Source organism: Parageobacillus thermantarcticus, assembly GCF_900111865.1.
In the GTDB taxonomy this organism is placed as follows: Bacteria; Bacillota; Bacilli; order Bacillales; family Anoxybacillaceae; genus Parageobacillus; species Parageobacillus thermantarcticus.
The window spans coordinates 1-19585 of record NZ_FOJS01000045.1; the positions used below are offsets into that span (position 1 = coordinate 1).

19 protein-coding genes and 2 pseudogenes are annotated in these 19585 nt (G+C 38.8%); 9 read left to right on the plus strand and 12 right to left on the minus strand.

The window, feature by feature from the left end; translation table 11 throughout:
* From BM278_RS18435 to crcB (BM278_RS15060), 3 genes are all read right to left on the minus strand, one after another.
* Window positions 1–135: UPF0236 family protein (locus BM278_RS18435; protein ID WP_143093461.1), on the minus strand; the 135-nt coding region annotated here is incomplete at its 3' end.
* Between the two features lie 320 nt (window positions 136–455).
* Window positions 456–815: a fluoride efflux transporter CrcB gene (gene crcB / locus BM278_RS15055; RefSeq protein WP_090951339.1), complete on the minus strand. Its 360-nt coding sequence runs from the start codon at window positions 813–815 to the stop codon at window positions 456–458.
* A gap of 16 nt (window positions 816–831) precedes the next feature.
* A complete protein-coding gene (crcB, locus tag BM278_RS15060) occupies window positions 832–1230 on the minus strand; it encodes a fluoride efflux transporter CrcB (RefSeq protein ID WP_090951342.1) in 399 nt (132 codons plus the stop codon).
* A gap of 572 nt (window positions 1231–1802) precedes the next feature.
* Between crcB (BM278_RS15060) and BM278_RS15065 the strand changes: the two genes are divergently transcribed.
* Window positions 1803–3062, plus strand: a complete 1260-nt coding sequence (locus BM278_RS15065; protein ID WP_090951344.1) for a Glu/Leu/Phe/Val family dehydrogenase — start codon at window positions 1803–1805, stop codon at window positions 3060–3062.
* A gap of 178 nt (window positions 3063–3240) precedes the next feature.
* Here the strand turns inward: BM278_RS15065 and murB are convergent, their stop codons facing one another.
* The 7 genes and pseudogenes from murB to BM278_RS15105 all read right to left on the minus strand — a co-directional run.
* A complete protein-coding gene (gene murB, locus BM278_RS15070) occupies window positions 3241–4164 on the minus strand; it encodes a UDP-N-acetylmuramate dehydrogenase (RefSeq protein ID WP_090951349.1) in 924 nt (307 codons plus the stop codon).
* A gap of 284 nt (window positions 4165–4448) precedes the next feature.
* The gene (locus BM278_RS15080) at window positions 4449–4655 is read right to left on the minus strand and encodes a hypothetical protein (protein WP_143093462.1); all 207 of its coding nucleotides are present in this window, start codon (window positions 4653–4655) and stop codon (window positions 4449–4451) included.
* 107 nt (window positions 4656–4762) lie between these two features.
* Window positions 4763–5956, minus strand: coding sequence for a phenylacetate--CoA ligase family protein (locus BM278_RS15085; RefSeq protein ID WP_090951357.1), 1194 nt, complete (start codon window positions 5954–5956; stop codon window positions 4763–4765).
* On the minus strand, window positions 5953–7083 hold the full coding sequence (locus BM278_RS15090; RefSeq protein ID WP_090951361.1) for a methyl-accepting chemotaxis protein: 1131 nt from the start codon (window positions 7081–7083) through the stop codon (window positions 5953–5955). Before BM278_RS15090 ends, BM278_RS15085 begins: the two co-directional genes overlap by 4 nt.
* Before the next feature lie 760 nt (window positions 7084–7843).
* The gene (locus BM278_RS15095; protein WP_090951364.1) at window positions 7844–8911 is read right to left on the minus strand and encodes a M50 family metallopeptidase; all 1068 of its coding nucleotides are present in this window, start codon (window positions 8909–8911) and stop codon (window positions 7844–7846) included.
* A gap of 181 nt (window positions 8912–9092) precedes the next feature.
* Window positions 9093–9869: a class I SAM-dependent methyltransferase gene (locus BM278_RS15100; RefSeq protein WP_090951377.1), complete on the minus strand. Its 777-nt coding sequence runs from the start codon at window positions 9867–9869 to the stop codon at window positions 9093–9095.
* 429 nt (window positions 9870–10298) lie between these two features.
* Window positions 10299–10801 (minus strand): annotated as a pseudogene (locus BM278_RS15105) (IS1634 family transposase); the annotation flags it as partial.
* A gap of 57 nt (window positions 10802–10858) precedes the next feature.
* Between BM278_RS15105 and BM278_RS15110 the strand changes: the two are divergent.
* The gene (locus tag BM278_RS15110) at window positions 10859–11428 is read left to right on the plus strand and encodes an SMI1/KNR4 family protein (RefSeq protein WP_090951367.1); all 570 of its coding nucleotides are present in this window, start codon (window positions 10859–10861) and stop codon (window positions 11426–11428) included.
* Window positions 11383–11932: pseudogene (locus BM278_RS15115) on the plus strand (IS982 family transposase); the annotation flags it as partial. The gene BM278_RS15110 and the pseudogene BM278_RS15115, both read left to right, overlap by 46 nt.
* Before the next feature lie 102 nt (window positions 11933–12034).
* Here BM278_RS15115 and BM278_RS15120 read toward each other — a convergent pair.
* Window positions 12035–12235, minus strand: a complete 201-nt coding sequence (locus tag BM278_RS15120) for a hypothetical protein (protein ID WP_208601820.1) — start codon at window positions 12233–12235, stop codon at window positions 12035–12037.
* 366 nt (window positions 12236–12601) lie between these two features.
* Entirely contained in the window at window positions 12602–14080 is a 1479-nt protein-coding gene (locus BM278_RS15130; protein ID WP_090951370.1) for an aldehyde dehydrogenase family protein, read from the minus strand.
* Window positions 14081–14496: 416 nt separating this feature from the next.
* On the opposite strand from BM278_RS15130, the gene BM278_RS15135 reads away from it, so the two are divergent.
* The 6 genes from BM278_RS15135 to BM278_RS18445 form a co-directional block, all read left to right on the plus strand.
* Entirely contained in the window at window positions 14497–14748 is a 252-nt protein-coding gene (locus BM278_RS15135; protein ID WP_244151192.1) for a transposase family protein, read from the plus strand.
* A gap of 591 nt (window positions 14749–15339) precedes the next feature.
* Window positions 15340–16275, plus strand: coding sequence for a hypothetical protein (locus BM278_RS15145; protein WP_090951374.1), 936 nt, complete (start codon window positions 15340–15342; stop codon window positions 16273–16275).
* 288 nt (window positions 16276–16563) lie between these two features.
* Window positions 16564–17415: an IS256 family transposase gene (locus BM278_RS19705; protein ID WP_425272987.1), complete on the plus strand. Its 852-nt coding sequence runs from the start codon at window positions 16564–16566 to the stop codon at window positions 17413–17415.
* Between the two features lie 554 nt (window positions 17416–17969).
* Window positions 17970–18563 (plus strand): DUF3990 domain-containing protein, encoded by a 594-nt coding sequence (locus tag BM278_RS15155; protein WP_033006532.1) that lies wholly within the window; start codon window positions 17970–17972, stop codon window positions 18561–18563.
* Window positions 18517–18819: a hypothetical protein gene (locus BM278_RS15160; protein ID WP_128570091.1), complete on the plus strand. Its 303-nt coding sequence runs from the start codon at window positions 18517–18519 to the stop codon at window positions 18817–18819. The genes BM278_RS15155 and BM278_RS15160 overlap by 47 nt, the downstream gene beginning before the upstream one ends.
* A gap of 612 nt (window positions 18820–19431) precedes the next feature.
* A partial coding sequence (locus BM278_RS18445) for a UPF0236 family transposase-like protein (protein ID WP_208601821.1) occupies window positions 19432–19585 on the plus strand: 154 nt, incomplete at its 3' end.

A 19585-nucleotide genomic window follows, 5' to 3' on the forward strand; every position in this document is an offset into this window, starting at 1 on the left:
CGCCAATTGCCGGTCGATGTCCTCCAACAAAGCCGTAAACAGCTCGGCGAAGGCGTTTTGCAAGGCTCGAAACAAATCAAGTTCGATCTCTTTCCATGACAACGAATTTGTGGTAAGATGTTGTTGAATATTCATGGGACTCTCTCCTCCTGTTTGATAGTGTGGTCAATGAATATCTTACCAGGGAGAGAGTCCTTTTTTCATGTTTCCTGCTTGGGATCCTACCGCGTTTCGCTTGGTGGCCCCGATGAGGGGGGATTGCGAACCTACGTTCCCAACCCCCTCATCGGGGAACTTCTAAGAATTTTTCCCACAAACATTTTACTCACACGAGAGCCGTTTTTGTACACATCTTTTTGCCGGCTGCCACGCACTTCGCATCCCCATTGGCAGGAACGCCCCGCCCCGCACCTTGAGGGGCGATCATCCTCCACAAGCACCTTTTATGCGACTGCTTACACACTTGCCGCTTTCATGCCAAGAAAAGCAAGAAGCAAGCCGAATAGATAGGTTAATGCAAGATATAAAACAAACGCTTTCCATTGCTTATGAATATAAAAAGCAATACTTTCTATCTTGAATGTCGAAAAAGTCGTAAACGCCCCCATAAATCCCGTTCCAAAAAGAAGATTCCAAGAAGCGTTCCACCCTTTTCCGACAATATATCCAAGCAAAAAAGAACCAATTAAATTGATCAATAATGTAGAGAACGGAAAAGAAGAAGGATATTTTTGTTTCATCCATTTGCTGATGCCGAAGCGCGCCATTGCCCCAAAAAATCCGCCGATCGCCACAAGTGCGCTATTCCATAACATGAATTGAGCTCCCTCCTTATTCTGCCGCCTCGTTTTGCGCTCGCAAGCGGTCATGGCCGAGGCGAAAACCGCACAATGCCATCAACAATCCTCCGCACATGCTGAGAAAAACATAAACCAACGCCGTTCCCCAATGGGACGTGCGCAACAACTCAACTGTCTCGACGCTGAACGTAGAAAAAGTGGTAAATGAACCGACTAACCCTGTTCCTAGCCCTGTCGCTACGTAAGAAGGAATATTGCGCAACCGCGGCAAATAAGCGTTCAAACATCCTAATGCAAAGCAGCCAATCATATTCGCAAGCAATGTCGCCAAAGGAAACGACCCGCTCCACCAGTTGTTCACCAACAAACCTAAATAATAACGAAGCAACGCTCCGATGATTCCGAAAAGGCCGACAACGACATAAATCATTCTTATTCCCCTCTTTTACATGGCAGAAAAAATAAACTCCTACCATTAAAAAGAGATTTACTGGTAGGAGAATCAGCTTTCAAGCAGTTACGGTGAACTTCATCACCTACTGCATGCTGCCTTTCATTATAGCAGAAAAATACGTTATTGCCAATTTGCTCAAGCTCTTCCTTATAAACAAAAAAACTGTAAGATAGGCAAGACGTCGTGAAACCATCCGCAGGAATTTCTCGGCTTCCTCCCGCCTTCCCATTTCATCAAAAAACGGCCGCTTGTATCCTACATCTTTCTCTGACGAATCGGCGTCATCTTCTCTCTATACCTATTTGATTTATTTCGCATCTTCGATAAAAATTTTCATTGAATTCATCGAGTGCATGTGTGATATTACATCTTTATCCATCACTTCTAGTTTTACACCTCCACATATATAAAATTATTTGATAATTAAAATAGTTTTTATAAAAAATATTGAATAAATAAAAAAATAATGGTAGTATGTTGAACATCTAATAGAATCAATGAGCCATCGCCCAAAATCATGCTGCATCATTCAACATTGAAAGGAGGAAATGCCTATGATTGTAACAAAAGAAAATTTGAATCCGTATGAAATCGTCAAAAAACAAATTGAAACAGCCGCAGCGAAACTAGGTTTAGAGCCGCACATCATTGAAATTTTAAAAAGACCGATGCGAGTCCTCTCCGTATCATTTCCTGTCAAAATGGACGATGGTTCCATTCGAGTATTTGAAGGATACCGTTCCCAGCATAACGATGCTTTAGGCCCTACTAAAGGAGGAATCCGCTTTCACCCTGATGTTACACTAGACGAAGTAAAGGCATTATCGATGTGGATGTCATTTAAATGCGCTGTCGTCGGACTTCCTTACGGTGGCGGAAAAGGCGGAGTTGTCTGTGACCCGCAAACATTAAGCCGTGGAGAACTAGAACGCGTCAGCCGCGGATTTATCGAAGCCATTTCGCAAATCATCGGTCCAGATAAAGATATTCCTGCACCTGACGTTTATACAAATTCGCAAATTATGGGTTGGATGATGGATACATACAGCCGTATCAATCAATCTTTCTCCCCGGGCGTCATTACTGGAAAACCGCTCATCATCGGGGGATCGAAAGGAAGAAATGAAGCAACCGCACGCGGGTGTGTCATTACCATTCAAGAAGCGATGAAAAAACTCGGGCGTCCGTTAAACGACGCGACCGTCGCGATTCAAGGATTCGGAAACGCAGGAAGAATTGCCGCCAAACTGCTTGCAGAACTGGGGTGCAAAATCGTCGCTGTCAGCGATTCCAAAGGCGCCATTTATGACCCGAACGGATTAGATATAGCGAAAGTAGAATATTTGAAAGATCATCTCACTTTGCTCGACTACGGCGCGGAATATCAAATCGATCCTTCCGCTTTACTGGAACTGAAAGTAGACATTTTAATTCCTGCCGCTTTGGAAAACGCGATCACATCAAAAAACGCCGACCGAGTTCAAGCGAAAATCATCGCTGAAGCGGCAAATGGTCCAATCTCCCCGGAGGCAGACCGCATTCTCGCAGAGAAAGGAATTGTCGTCATCCCTGATATTCTTGCGAACGCAGGCGGCGTAACCGTATCCTACTTTGAATGGGTGCAAAATTTGATGAACTATTACTGGAGCGAAGAGGAAGTGAACAAAAAATTAGCGGACATTATGGTACAAAGCTTCCATGCCGTTTATGAAGCGGCGAAGGAGCATGAAACCGATTTGCGCACAGCCGCTTACATCATTTCATTAAAACGAATTACAGAGGCGATGAAAGCGCGCGGCTGGGTGTAATTCTGAACTAGAAGCAGTTGTGAAACAAAGCCACAAGTGTGGCTTTGTTTTTTTAGTCTTTCTCTTACTCGATTATTCCACTTGCCATATATTCCACCCTGTCTCTTTTTCGTTTCTTTTCCGCAACAAAAAATCCGAACTCGTTTGCGAGTTCGGACCGATATTCCTTCTATTATTGTTACTGCTTTATATCCTCCCCGATAATTTTCACCTCTAATTCCAGATCGACACCGAATTTCTCTTTTACCGTTTTTCGCACCATTTCGATCGTCGCAATATAGTCGGAGGCGGTGGCATTGTTTTTATTAATAATAAAACCTGCGTGCTTCGTCGATACTTCCGCCCCTCCGACCCCTTTTCCTTGCAGGCCGCTGTCTTGAATGAGCTTGCCTGCAAAGTATCCAGGCGGGCGTTTAAATACACTGCCGACAGATGGATATTCGAGCGGCTGTTTTGATTCGCGCCGGAATGTTAAATCATCCATTTTTTCTTTAATTTTTTGCCGATCTCCTTTTTTCAGCTGGAATACCGCCTCCAGCACGATATCGTTCGTTTTGCTGATAACGCTCGTGCGATAACCGAGCTGCAAATCGCCTTTTCGCAAAATTTTCAGTTCTCCCGTTTGTGTAACGACCTTTACATGATCGATCACATCTTTTATTTCCCCGCCATAAGCGCCCGCATTCATCATAATAGCGCCGCCGACGGATCCCGGGATGCCGCACGCAAACTCAAGCCCCGTTAAGCTATGTTCCAGCGCAAACCGAGAAACTGCTTTAATATCGGCGCCGCTTTGCGCGATAATTTTTTCACCTTCCGCTTTGATTTCTGTAAGATGCTTTAACTGTACGACAATGCCGCGGATCCCGCCGTCACGCACGATGACGTTCGAACCATTGCCAAGCAGCGTAAAAGGGAGGTGATGCTTTTCTTTTAACCGAACAATTTCGATCACCTGTTCATATGTTTTCGGCCAGACGAGGAAATCCGCCTTGCCGCCAATTTTAACTAACGTATGATATTTCAGCGGTTCGTCCCGCAGCACGTTTTCTTCTCCACAAATTCGCACTAATTCTTGATAAATCACATTATTTTCGTACATCGCTTTTCCCTCTTTACTTTTTTCTTTGTTGAACGATCTTTTTTCATGCAGTTTTTTCTGTTGGCAGCATCTTTGCCTGTCGCTCCAGCAGCCAAGTAATTGCAGAGAAAGGAATGGCCGTGTTGTACGCTGTCGTTTCCTGCTTTACTTTCACATGTCTTCCGATTCCGTTGTCCGCCGATCTCACGGAATAGAACAACGCTCTAACATTCAAGCACGCTCTAAACGCGCATTCATCTCCATCCGATTTCAAGCCTATCCCGCTTGAATACAAATGCTAGATTTTAATACAATTCAACCGAAAAAAATTCCACATTTCCTCTCAATAGCTGCTGACCAGCGAAAATAAAACCGTCCGGGCCATTCCGGATGCCGCTTTTCCATTCTTTTTTATCATGTTCGTTGCACACGAACGACAAAGCGATGCGCTGCCTTGGCTCGCTTTTGCAAACAGACAACACTATCTTCATTATTATCCGAATCGCTTTCACAATCAAGTGGCATCCACATCTTTTATATTTTCCTAATAAAACATCCAGTACACAGAAAGGTGTCCCATCATTTCTGGGACACCCTCGGCAAATTGCTGGTGTTTATTCTATTTGACAAGCACTTCGCGTTCGCTCTCAATGTACGCGTATTTTGCGTAGGCAGGTTTTTCAGTAAGCTTTTCCACCGGAATGATCACGGTTTGTTGCACATCGATATCAATGCCTAATTTTTCCGTTAATTCATATTTGATGTTTGAAATTGCCGTCTCATCGACAGGCTCAATGAATTGGCATAAAAATTGTACTCGGTCACTTGAAACTCTGATTTTCCACATAAACGGGACTTTATGAAGCGTATAAACCGCCTCTTGCACTTCATAGAAAGTGATCGATTTGTTTTGATATTGTATGACGTCTTCTTTGCGTCCGTAATGAAGCATAATTGGTTCTTTTTTCTGGCAGCCGCATTGCGAACCATCAACGATTTGAACGATGTCTTGATTGGCGTAACGCAGGAGCGGCATGCCCTCCCTTGCAGAAGAAATCACGCAATTTCCTTTTTCGCCATTTTCAACAGGGTTTCCAAAGTCATCTACTACCTCGATTTTTACGTTTGGATTGTCCAGATGGTAATGTCCATTTTCACATGTCACAAATAATCCGCCCGTTTCCGTGCTTCCAAACAATCCATAAACCGGAACTCCCCACAATTGTTCAATGTGTTTTTTTCTTGCCGGTGAAATGAGCTCACCAGCTAAAAGCAATGCCCGCAATCCTTTCGTAGGAAAACGGACCCCCATTTGCATGCCGACATAGTATAACTTTTCCGCTTCAGATGGAAGCATCGCCAAAATAGTAGGGTGTGTCCGTTCCATTATTTCTACAACCCGACGATCAGGAGTGACCATGCTTGCTTTATCGGCGCCAATATGGCCAGCCCCCACTTTTTGCGTCGTTTCATACACCATAAAAGAAGGAATGGCCAATGCAAAAGGAAAGCGATTTAAGACGATATCATTTTCATTTATCTGCAACGGTGATTGAAGAATGATCTGAACACCTTGTTCGATATCTTTTCGGCTGTACCAACTTGGAGTTGGAGTGCCAGTGGTTCCGCTCGTCTCATGATAGGCGGCAACCTGATGCAGAGGAACACCTAGCATATCATATGCATCTGCACTTCTAAGATCATTTTTTGTTGTAAAAGAGATACTATTCCAATCTTCAAGATTTATATTTTTCAACTTTTTTTGGTATAACTTTGAGCGCAATGCCGCTTCAATGAACAATCGATTACTCACGAAACATCTCCTTCCTCATTTATTTTTTGATACAAACGTTGAGCCAACGCAAGGCTCGAGTTCGCCATTTCCATGAATTCAACAAAAAGCTTGTTCATATGATGGATTTTTTCTACCCCCATACTTTGCACATTTTTTGTAAACTCCGTCATTTTTTTAATTTCTTCCGAACCGGCTGAAAGCTGCTGGACGGCGGCTGAAACCTCTATGATTTGTTGCGAAACATTGTCCATGTTTGATTGAATGACTGCAAAAGCACGTTTTGCGTCGTTTACGATGCGAATGCCGTTTGTCACTTCCTCTTTTCCTTCGTTCATATATTCGACCGATTTTGAAATATTTTCTTGAATGGAAGAAACAATTTCACTAATTTGATTCGTTGAGACAGCGGCTTCTTCGGATAGTTTTCTTACTTCATCGGCGACCACCGCAAAACCTTTTCCATGCTCTCCAGCACGTGCTGCTTCAATAGCAGCGTTTAATGCCAATAAATTAGTTTGGTTAGAAATTTGTGTAATCGTATTGACTATATTTCCAATTTCTCTGGAATACTTAGACAAATCGGTAATCACATTTGAAAGATTTTCCACCCTTTGGCGAATGGATTCCATCTGACGAATTACCGCCTCAATGGACTCGAATCCGTCCGCGACGGTCTGTAAAGTTGTAGTTGACATATTGGATACGTTTTCAGCATTCGTGGCAATTTGTTGGATGCCGGTTGAAATGTCTATCATTGCTTCGCTACTTTTTTCCACATTTTTCGATTGTACATTGGCACCTTCCAAAATGCCCGCAGTGACTTTAGATACATTTTCGATACGTTCGCAAAGTGTTTGCAAAAAATTCATTAATTCTTCAATATCATTTGTAAGATTTTTAAAAGCGGCCGTCATTTCGCCATCCGCATTTGCTTGATCTTGATCATCTTCATGAATCTGCTTTGATTCAAACGGAAACTTTCGATTAAAAAGAACAGCTGTAAATAAAATAAAAATAAAAGACAACAAGATGGCAGTTCCGATCAACCAATGAAAAGAATGCCCCGTGAGATAAATCAATAAAAGAATAGTCGGCAGAAAAAACGAAATGACGAAAAGCCCATTCATTTTAACCTTTGCGCTCATACTTACTCCCTCTCCATCTTAAGTAAACATATCATATACACCTGAAAACACGGATTTTCCGCAAACATGGTTTATCCCTCAAGTGATAAAAATCATTATACGGCATCTTCCATAAAAAAGTATTTTACCATAAAAAAAATGCCCCTTTTCGAAAACCCCCCTCCTTCACATAAGAACAAAGGATGTTCTTTACAATCGAGAAAAAACGCCGCATTACACTTTCTTCCATATATTTTTGCTCCATTACCTGTTTTTTGTTTTATTAAAAAAATTTTTATTACTAATAGTATTTTGTCACATATTTAATATCGGGCTTAGGAGTTATATTTGTATAGGAAAAACATCCTAACTTTAAAACAACAAATTGCATGCTATAGACAAGTCCACAGAATGATTCCATTATTGAAAATTTTTGTATAAAAATAATGATTTTTTTTACCTTGTTTGTACATTTTTTGCAAAAAAACATTTTCTGATTAAGCTAACAAGCAACTAAAAATCCGCCTGAATTGGGACAGGAACATGAAGTTTATTGATAGAAGTTATAACTTTGGCATGGAACGAAACGCAGAAACATTTTCTTTTGCACAACGTTGACGGAAAGCGATAATCTAATTAACTTTCTTTTATCGTAAATGGTTTTTCTTTTTCCCAAAACCAACAACATAACATACCCTTACAATTAATAGTTTCTAGATAAACAAAAGGCTTTTCTCAATTTTATAGAAAAGCCTTCAGCTTGTCGACCTTGTCTACCAAGTTACATCATTTTTAATTTTAATTTTTGCAAGATATCTTTTTCAACATAATACACACCTTGGCCATTCGTATAGCTTAATTCATGCTCTAATTTGTTTATCAATCTTTTTGCTCCTTTAACATCCCCCTTTAAATACTTAATTATCGCAAGGGAACGATTATAGGCATATGAATCTAATTTTGATATTCCTTTAAATAATTTATCTATTTCTTCTAAGTTTTTTTCATTGTTTTCATATAAAAATTTATAGAGTATGTATAAACTGTTAAAATTCCCTTTGATAAATTTATTTTCCTTTGTAAGCGGTTCATTTATAATTGGCTGTATGCTTGAAAAAATCTGTTCAACATTACCAGCGTCAAAATAATAATAAAAAAGAAACGTATAGATCATATGATTTTCTATGGAATTTTTTTCTTTAACTATTTCTTTACACTTTTCTATCAACTCTTTATCCCATTCCATTGGTCTTTTTGAACTAAATAACTCACTAAGTATTTGAAGTTTTAAATTCTGTAACCCCGTTTGTTCCCTGTCTTTAAACAATAAAAATATATTTCCGCCATCGTTTACTTCCCCTTTTGTAATCGGAAATGAGGTGGCTATAAATATCACAATGTTTAAAATGGAACACCATAGCATAAAATCATTCTGATAAATCTTCCCAATCATAAAAAATACAAGAAATGCTATCAAACTAAACAAAGGGCCTCCCAGCAAAAATAATCCCCATTTTGCTTTTATTGTAGACAAAATTTTAACAGTAGGGGTTACAAAAGAAACTCCACCGAAATAAATCCAATGTTTATTTTCACGTATTCTCAATTTTCCTTGCACTTTTTCAATTAAAAAGGGACCGAAAGCAAAAAAATGGAAATCAAATCTACATAATAACGCAAAGATCACATGTCCTAATTCGTGCAAAAAAATAGCAATAATCAAACAAATCCCCAAAATCCATATATCGAAAATAGTCGATGTCAATGATGGAAATAATTTAGTAACTATTAAGGAAATAAAGAATATAATTAGAAGTGAAATACTAGGTCTATAAATTATATTTTGCATGGAAATCCTCCCTAACCATATTACTTATAGTAATATGATCAATGAGTTATTCCTGAAAAATTACCTAATTAATTGATTACATCTTTCTTTCAAATGTTTATTTCGTCACCAAACATTATCACCAAGGTTCAATCAATTTCTTTCTTTTTTGTCACTAAATAACAAAATTGAGGATGAACCATTACTCTTTGATTCCAATTACACGAATTCGCTTATAATCTGCGAACCATCCACCGTTATAAAATAAGACTTCTTTCAGATTGTTTTCCACTTTAGTTATTATGAAATCCTTCGTTTCCTCGGTTAACCCTCCAAACATACTACTACCGAACATTTCCAGCCAATTTCTTATTCCATTATCTCCATCTAACAGCGTGGGTCTATCAAAATGTTGAGCAAAAATAACTCTAAAACCCACTTCTTCCATTAATGTTGAATATTCTCCTATACTTGGAAAATACCAAAGAAATGGCTCCACTTTATACTCAATCCCTAATTTCTTAAATTGGTTAAGGATTTCATCCGTAATGATCTTCACATTTCCTTTACCACCAAATTCTGCAACAAATCTACCACCTGGTTTTAAAGCGTTATAAATACAATATAAAGCCTGCTTTGGAGGTTTTACCCAGTGAAGTGTGGCGTTCGAGAAAACAGCATCAAATTCGCAATGATAATCAAGATGTAAAGCATCTTGCACCGCAAATTTTAAATGCGGATACTTCTTTTTAGCTTGTTCTATCATATTTTTGGATTTATCAATACCAACAACATTTACTCCAAGTTGATGAAGTTTATCCGTTAAATCTCCTGTTCCGCAGCCAAGGTCAAGGATATACTCACCGTTCTTTGGTGCTAACAACTCAATCAAATCTTCTCCAAATTTTGAGACAAACGAATGTTTACTATCGTACAATTTTGCATCCCAGTTATCGCTATCCGTTTTATTATTTAACACCACTAAACTCCTCCCGCTAAATTTTCCTAACTATCTCCAAAAATAATTAACAATATTCTAACAAATGGATAAATTAAGGGTCAAATCCAAATTATTTTGTAAATTCTATTACCAGTGCAGTAAACTTGGATTACAGGAAAATAAAATCGCTTTTTACCGTTTTATTTTTACACAATTTTGCGGACTTGATCTTCCTGCTTCCCTATTTTCAATATACCTTGCCGACCATCTGGAGAGTCGTGAAGGAACGGTTGAGTTTAGCTCCGAAGCAGGGGATCGGACGAAGGGCCGTCTTTTGTGTGCGTCGTTTCTGTTGCCGAGTCCGACACTTACTAGGCAAATAAATCGCTTTTCAGCCCTTAATATATAAGAACTCATAGGCGATGGGACATACTTCAAGCGTGTATCTAGAGACAAGGATGAATGTCTAGGAGGCTCCACTCCCACAGCGGCAAAGATTTGCCCTTGTTTGCCGTAATCTCTGTACGCTGATAGAGGGAACCGTATTTCAAAGAAAAATGTCCGAACGTGAGCCGTTGCAGCTCTTCTCTCGTCTTGGCCCACGATTCCCCTGTACGAATTTCAATGATTCAGATCAAGAGGAGGGCCAGCCAGCAGCGAAGCACGTGGACACGGATGCGATCCTCCAACTGATGATACATCGACCGTAACTCTAGAGTGAATTTGAGCGTGCGAAAGGCTCTTTCAATATCCATCAGTTGTTGATAGCCAAGCGCGACATTTTCAGCGAACAGCGTATCATCCGATGTTCGAATAAAATATTTCCCATCATATTTTTCGGCATCACGCACCGCTTGTTTATCGATGCGAAGTGTTTTGTCCTTTAATTGGAGAAAATATTTTCCATAAGAGGAATGAGAGCGCAAACGGCGCGTTGCTTTATGATGAACTTTATTAGGAAGCTGACTAACCCCTTCTTACTCCTCTTTTAAAGACTCAAATTCATTAGTTAGAGGGAGTGAACTGTTTTGAAGATTTGGGCTAATTTAGAGAACGATATTTATAAGTTCTCCCCTTTAAAGGAATCAGATATTAAAAAAGCTGAAAACCTATTTAATGTAAAACTACCTAAATATTACCTATATATCCTAAAGATACAAAACGGTGGGAGTATTGTGTTTAATGCTCATCCTTCACCAAAACCTACCTCTTGGAGCGATCACTCAGTCAATGTGGATTTTATTATGGGAATAGGAGAAAACAATGGCATTTTAGAAACGCCTTACTACATAGAAGAGTGGAATATGCCTGAAGGACTGGTTCTATTTAGTGGTCAAGGTCACTCTTGGATAGCGTTTGACTATAGAAACACAGTGGAAAATCCCCCAATTGTTTATATTAATAATGAAACAGAGGAAATATTTAAAATTGCTGACTCATTTGAAATCTTTTTAAAAAATCTTTATGTCGAGGGAATGGAAGAAAAAATAGAATTTGGTGAATTTAATGAGATTGAAATATCTAAAGAGTCGATAATGAGAGCTATTTATAATCTTGTATTCAGATGTATTTGCAACGTCGAAATCGTCATTTGTTGAAGCAAGAGGATGAGGTTATCATCGCCATTCACGTTCTTGGAAAATTGCTCGGAACAGGTTTGGCATCGATTTGTCATTGGAAACCTGTTCACAAAGGAGATGTTTCCAGAGCGCTCTCGATACAACCGTCGATGCCGTTCTTTGCGTTGAGCGATCAAATGGATTTCGTCACCAACTCGCCAAACGTGGACAACATCACGCTTATGCGGTAGTAGATAGCTTACCTATTGAATTTTGCCACCACACACGAATGTATCGCGTCAAACGATTTCAAGGAATCGCCGATATTGGGTATTGTGCATCCAAAAAGATGGCTTACTATCTTCAGATTACCGACCAAGCGCTTCCGATGGAATATGTCCTGACCGAAGCATCCTGCCACGACCGGACAGCTGCGGAAATGGTGATGGCCTAACTTCCTCATCCGCATACACTTGGCGACAAAAGATATAGGTGAGCCAAACTCTGCAAAAGAAGCTGTACGATGAATACAAGATCGCTTTTTCTTCTACTTCCTCTTGCTCTTCAGCTGCCAATTCGTCAAAATCATGAACTTGATTTCTTTGTTCATTGTATAAAAGTTCTTCTAATTCTTTTTTCTTCTCACTAACGACAAATAATAGCAGCCAATGAAGAGCTTAACCGCCGTTGCAAAATCATCACCGCAAATGTCACATTATGATTGTTATTTTGTTTTGCTTGGTTAAAATGATAACGGACATATTCCGTTACTCCATCATAAATTTCTTTTTCTTCTTGACTCAGGTCAAAAGCAATAGTTTTCGTAGTTCGAAGGCGTTCCGTCAAAATTGCGTCTTCCGACATCCCGGCAGCGATACAGAGCGATCCAGACGCGATAACAACGATGCGGTGTCAAGGCATTTTGCTCGTAGTAGCCATGGCGATGAAGGGAGCGCTTTGCCCGACATGAAGACAAATGATATTCCACGCAACCACTCGATCCCGACACATTTTGTATCCGCATCGTGGTCAAAATTTTTATTTACTCTTCATTCCTTATATCCTTACTGTATTTTTCCTAGCTAATTTCATCATTAGCCACACATAAAAAGACAGCCATAAAAGATATTTCAATCACTTTTATGGCTGTCCGGATTTTCATTATCAAGTTCCAGCTAGTTATGGATTTTGCTGATTCATCTATTCAAACAATTACTCCGGAATGTAAGCTAACTCCCCAACTTTAGGTATATTAATAACGTGTGTATCGGTATAGGCAAGAATGCCCTCTTTGCCATATTCACGACCAATTCCCGATTGTTTAACTCCCCCAAACGGGAAGCGCACATCTAACCCCTGTACGGCTGCCGTGTTAATCATAGTCGTTCCGGCTTGAATTTGTTTAGCAACTTCTAAAGCATGTTGCTCTTCTCCCCAAACAGAACTGGTCAGTCCATAAATGCTGTCATTCGCCAGCTTAATGGCATGGTTATCATCATCAAAAGGCAGGATAGGTACGGTTGGACCGAACTGTTCTTCCACAACAATCGGGTCATCATAATTGGCCCCTAAAACTACTGTCGGTTGTAAGAAGTATCCAGTTTCAAAGATATCTTCATCCAACACTTTACCTAATTTAATGACCTTTGCTCCCTTACTTGCTGCATCGTCAATTAAACTTTGTACATATTCCATTTGTTTTCTGTTGTTTACAGGACCGATCGTAACATCTTTATTAAATGGATCGCCAACTCTAATCCATTTGTTTGCTACTTCAATATATTTTTCTACAAATTGGTCATAAATCGAGCGATCCACATATACCCGTTTAGCGATCATGCATATTTGACCAACCGTTAAGAAATTAGAAATTACGAGGCGACGCATGGCTCTTTCGTCATTCACATCAAAATCCTTTAAGATAATAGCCGCATCATTTCCTCCTAATTCTAATGTCAAGTCCTTTATAGTATCTGCTGCAGATTTCATAATATGTGTAGCTGTTCGAGTTCCTCCAGTGAAGGCAATTTTCGCAACTTTTGGATTCGTTGTTAATTCAACACCGATGTCACTGTCGCCATTAACAAGGTTTAATACTCCTTTAGGGAACTCATCAGCGATCATTTCAACAACCTTACTTACAGCTAACGGCGCAAATGGACTTGGTTTCAAAACCATTGTATTCCCCGCCAAAAGTGCAGGCGCGATTTTGATCGTGGAGAGTGACAACGGATAATTCCATGGTGTTATCGCTGAAATAACTCCCTTTGGATCTCTTGTAATAATAGTTTTTCCATTATTATGCTCGATAACCTCATCCCTTAGTACTTCTTTGGCATTGTCACAAGCATATTCCATCCACATTAATGAAACAGCGATTTCTCCCTCTGCATCATATAAGGGTTTCCCATGTTCTCTAGAGAGCAATTTTACGATTTCCGGCGTCGCGTCCTTAATCTTTTGAATGGCTTTTCTCATCCGTTCAATACGTTCATCTATGGAAGTTTTAGCCCAACCAGAAAAAGCATTATAGGCGGAATCAATGGCTCTGGCTGCTTCCTCGCGTGTGTTAACTGGATAATAACCGACAATCTCATCCGGATGTGCCGGATTTTCTCGCGGTGCCATTTTTTCTGATTTAATTTTTTCGCCGTCAATAATCGCATTGACAACAATTGGTTCTTGTGGCATAAAAAAGACCCCCTTAGAATATATGCGACTTTTTGGACCCTTGAGTTACAAATATATATTTCAATTGGATCAATGCCATATTATCACGATAAATTTTTATATTCAATTAATTAGACTTATTATCACCATGAAAATATTATTTGTGTTAAAACCGATAATAAAATCCCTATATAGCCGAAAAAAAAATTCCTCATTTACTATTAGAATCATAGCGTGAATGAGAAGAGTTATGATTCTTAATTGTCAATAACGATTTAAAATTGGTTCTTACGCTAATTTGGAGAGGTAACTTTCTAACTTTCTATTAACTACACTAATATAATAAAAAAAGAAGTGCATGACACAGCTCACCTTCTCCTCCTAGTCCAACTATCGAGCTGCTGGATGTATCGGATGTCGGTAATGGTTTGCGCTTAATGGTAAAAAGCATCCGTGAGTCTTCTCCCTGTCCTGCTTGCCATCATGTTTCCTCCCGCCCGCATAGTCGGTATACACGTATCATTCAAGATCTCCCTATCGCCGGCCAGCCTGTTTCTCTTCTGCTTATTTCTCGAAAATGGTTTTGTGATTCTCCTCTTGTTTACCGAGCGATACGAATAACTTTTTCCTCATGGTCGCAGTACGCTTCACGCAGAACACACATTAAGACAAATTGCTTTTTCTACTAGCTGCCTCTCTACACAAAAAGTGGTGCAATCAGTCCATCTTCCTGTCAGTCTTCGGAGCAAAACAACCATTTTATTTTTATGCAAAGCGCTTGCGCAGCGATTTGCAGGCAATAAAACATGCTTTTCTTCTCCCTTACAGCAATGGGGTACTAGAAGGTCAAATCAATCGGTTAAAAACTATTAAACGAATGATGTATGGCCGTGCTGGATTAGACTTGTTAGAAAAAAGGGGTTCTCTATAGACTTTAATTATTATTTTAATAAAACAATAAAAATCTCCAACAAAAATGATAGGAAGGCATTCACCAAATATACGTAAGAGCCATTTTTTACTTGCCAAACACAAACAAAAGCCAAGAATGCTGTAAAATAACCCCTTTTAGGTTTTTAATTTAGGTGTATTTTAGTTTAAATTGGACTTTTTAGACAGCCTCAATAGAAAGACTAAGGAATTTCTTTACTCAAAAGGAATACGGCCTCAACAACTTACCCTCTTAATAAAAATATATTCAAATTTTTCCTTATATTGTTAAACTATTTATTTAAAAAAGCCGATAATAATAATGAATACTATTTTAGGAGGGAATAACCGTGAAAATTGATCTTGGGTATATCGGAGCAATAGTCGCTCGAAATATAGCCAAAAAGCCGTCTGTATATGAAATCAAAAATCCATTGGCCGGAAAACAAGTAGAAGTCATCCGAAATGGACAAGCCTATAAACTTACGATTTCGGATGAAATCAAACAAATTCAAGGCATGATGACGATGGAAGAATTTTTTCAAAAAGATATTAACGTACAAAACGCAGACCCTTCTGATATTTTCTCTTATCGGCCACAGGATCAATGGCTTGTGTTCAGCCAATATTTGCATGAATCCAAATATTTTGATTCGCTAAGTAATGAAGAAGTAAAAAAAGTAGAATCCATCTTACAACACATAACAGACGGAATGGATAGTTTAGCGCAATATGCAGGCATTAACCTTTTTGGAATTAGTAAAGAACAACCGAATTCTTATGAAGCCCATCTTGAATTGGCTTCTTCAACAGCTGCACTTCAACACTTCAGTGATACGTTTTTAAGCGGCGATGTAAAAAAAGGATTTGATCAACTGATTCAAGATTATGTCCGCCACAATACGAAAAAAGCAATGAATCATCAATCGGTGGAGGAAAGATTCATCGCAGCACGGGCCAAAATCAGGCCACTAAATGCTCCGCTTACATACCAACAAAGCCGTGAGCTGTCCATGACGAATAAACTTGGAAAAACGGTTTATACACATGAAGAAATTGAATCAGTCATCAAAAAATATCAAGAAATGTTTGAGGGCATTCAAAATGAAGAAGATTTGTCTGCGGTGCTGGTAAAAGCAAAAGAACAACTGCTTTCATTTGTTACGAAAGGCATCTCACCAAGGGATATAGATTACCAATTAGCAAGAGATTTTGTTGCACAGCGTGCCGATGACACATTTAAACGAATCGAGAATTACTGGAAAATGATATGGCAAGGAAAATAAGGGGACACGTGTTACATCTTGCTTTTTGGAAATAGCCGGTGATATTATCAAGACCTAAATTATAAAAATCCTTAAAAAATAAAGGAGCGTGCCATATGATGATGTATAAAATTTTGTGTAAAACATTTTGCTAGACCAAAAGAAAAAAGGTAGGGTATTCTCTGATTGGACGAAAAACATTCCAGAGAAAGGAGAACCCTACCTATGTCTAAAAGTATATCGAATATCGACTAGGCAAATCAACTGGAAAGTGTCACTCGTCAGTTTGTCAAAGAAAAATTAGAGCTGATGATGCAGGAAGAGATCAAAAATTTCCTCGAAATCGAACAAGCGGACACATCCAATATGAGAAACGGCTACTATCAACGAAATCTAGATACGCAATATGGCCGGATTGAGGGGCTTTTGGTCCCAAGAGACCGAAACGGGGAATTTCAAACGCAGCTGTTTGCCCCTTATCAACGCCACACGGGATGGCTGGAGGAAGCCATCATTCGCATGTATCAAAGCGGCATGAGTACTCGGGAAATTGGCAAGTTTATTGAACGAATTCTAGGAACTTATTCTCCAGCGACGATCAGCCGTATTACCGATGTCGTAAAGAAGATATCGAAAAATGGCACACTCGTCCACTACCCAAGCGGTCCTATATTTGGACGGCTTGTACGTGAAACCTCGCGCGATACGGTAGTGAAAGAAGTCATTGATGTGGTGTTAGGAGTGAATGAAGAAGGGTATCGCGAAGTTCTGGACTTTTTCGTAGGTGGACAAGAAAGCGCTTATGGATGGCGGGAGATTCTCCAACAGCTCTACAAAAGAGGCGTACAAGAAGTGCTTTTAGGCGTATTTGATGGTCTTCCGGGGCTGGAGGAAGCCTTTCTTTCGGGCGGTTTATCCGAAAGCCGATGTGCAGCGTTGTGTCGTTCACAAAGTCCGCAACATCCTAAATCGTGTTCGGAAAAAAGACCAATGCGAAATGGCGGAAGATTTGAAACTCATTTATCGACCTCCTCTAACAAATCTTTAATTTCCTCTGTTTTTGCATACGTTTCACTCATTAGAGACTTTGCGTCTATTTCAAATAATCTCAGTATCTGTATAAGATTTGATTCGTCAGGAAAAGTTTTACCCTGTTCATAGTTTCTTAGAGAAGTTGTTGAAATGTGCAAATATATTGGACAACTCTTTCAAAGAATAGCCCTTCTCTGTTCTTAGTTCTTTTAGTAAGGTAAAGATTACCGTACTTTTTGATGTTCTGCAATATCTGTTTTTCCATATAGCTTATACTCTCTCCTCTTACCTTCTTAAATAATCAAAATAAATTATAACAATATTTACCTTCCAAATAAAAGAACCTTTCGAAATCAGTAATGGAAAATGAATCGGCTCTACAAAATATCATCAAGACCTAAAACTTAAAAACCCTCAAAGATTTTACTCCTTCCCATTTTGTAAATTCTAAACAAAATTTAACTTCCAATCCCTTTAACTTTGTACACTCATTTATCTCATATCAATTAATTAAAACATGATAAAATTTTTTTAGGATGATTGGCACATTAAGAAAAGTTAATATTGCTAGGTATGGTGAACTTGTAAAACTAACAATTTGTGGTAAACTAGCATCTATATTAAATTGACACCTATTATGAACAGACGGTATAATTAAACAAAAAAGAAAAATGGGATGTTTTATGGTTTCGAGTGCAGTATTATCTAAAAATTTTAATCAATTTTCAAAAATTTTGTACCATGGTACTACTTCAAAACATTTTGATTCGCTTCAAGAAGGAGTCAATATTGATCTTTGTCAAGAATATACCGATTTTGGAAAAGGTTTTTATTTGACATCCAATTTTATCCAAGCAAGTAAACATGCAGAGAAAAGAGCTAAGTTAGAAGGCGAAGAACCAATAGTGTTCGTATATGTGTTAGACATATCAAGGTTAAAAAAGGAATATAATGGATATATACTGCATAAGATGGATTTAGAATGGGCAAAATTCATATATAACAATCGCTCAAAAAAACAATGCTTTACTCACCGTTACGATTATGTATTTGGCGGCGTAGCTGACGGAAAAATTTTTGACCTTGTTAATTTGGTCGATAGTGGAGAGCTTGATATTGAATTGTTTTATGAAGAAATTGCTCAGTATGCAACATATGACCAGCTATCTATTCACAACCAAAACATTTTCACATATAATGTGATTACCCTTCAAAAGGTGGTGAAAGCATATGATCAACAACAAACGTACAATGACAAGAGAACAGTTAAGAAATAAATTGAATTATGAGCACGAGCACGGCTATCCTTCTTTTAGAAATGAAATTGCAAAGGTTCTACAAGATAAATACAATATGGATTTTTCAAAGGCAAAAGAAATAGTTTGGGATCCAAAAATTATAAATAAAATCACCGAAGATATTGAATGGGCTCAACATATGGGACCAAATTTTTGGGCAAAATATATTTATGAGGAATATGAAAGTGTTTTTCCCAAAAGAGTAAAAAATTTAGAACTACAGGTATCGAATTAAGCTTTTAGCAAGAGATTATGCTAAAAGCTTAATTCTTTTCTTTGTCACATATTACCAGAAACATCAAGCACCTATTTATTACTTTAAAAAATAATTTATGCATCTTTGGTAACAATACTTCCATAATGTTTAGAATTGACACACCAATAAAATAATTTATCTAACATCTCCCTGTTCTTATAGTCTAAATCCGTACATACAACCGTATTACCCCCTTTCACCCTATCCCCTATCACCTTTCCAAAAGAAGAAACCGAACATAAGATCAGGTAAAACCCTGATCACGCTCGGCTTCTTGGACATTTTTTATTTTCCCAGGACGGGATTTATTTTACGGTGATATAGAAAAGAACAATGCTTTGAGAACAGAAAGAACATTTGCCATTGCATACATAAATCTGTAATCAAATAATTTTACGTGTGAGTAAAATGTTTGTGGGAGAAATTCTTAGAATTCCCCGATGAGGGGGTTGGGAACGTAGGTTCGCAATCCCCCTCATCGGGGCCACCAAGCGAAGCGCGGTAGGATCCCAAGCAGGAAACATGAAAAAAGGACTCTCTCCCTGGTAAGATATTCATTGACCACACTATCAAACAGGAGGAGAGAGTCCCATGAATATTCAACAACATCTTACCACAAATTCGTTGTCATGGAAAGAGATCGAACTTGATTTGTTTCGAGCCTTGCAAAACGCCTTCGCCGAGTTGTTTACGGCTCTGTTGGAGGACATCGACCGACAATTGGCGGAAACCCGGGACAAGCGCC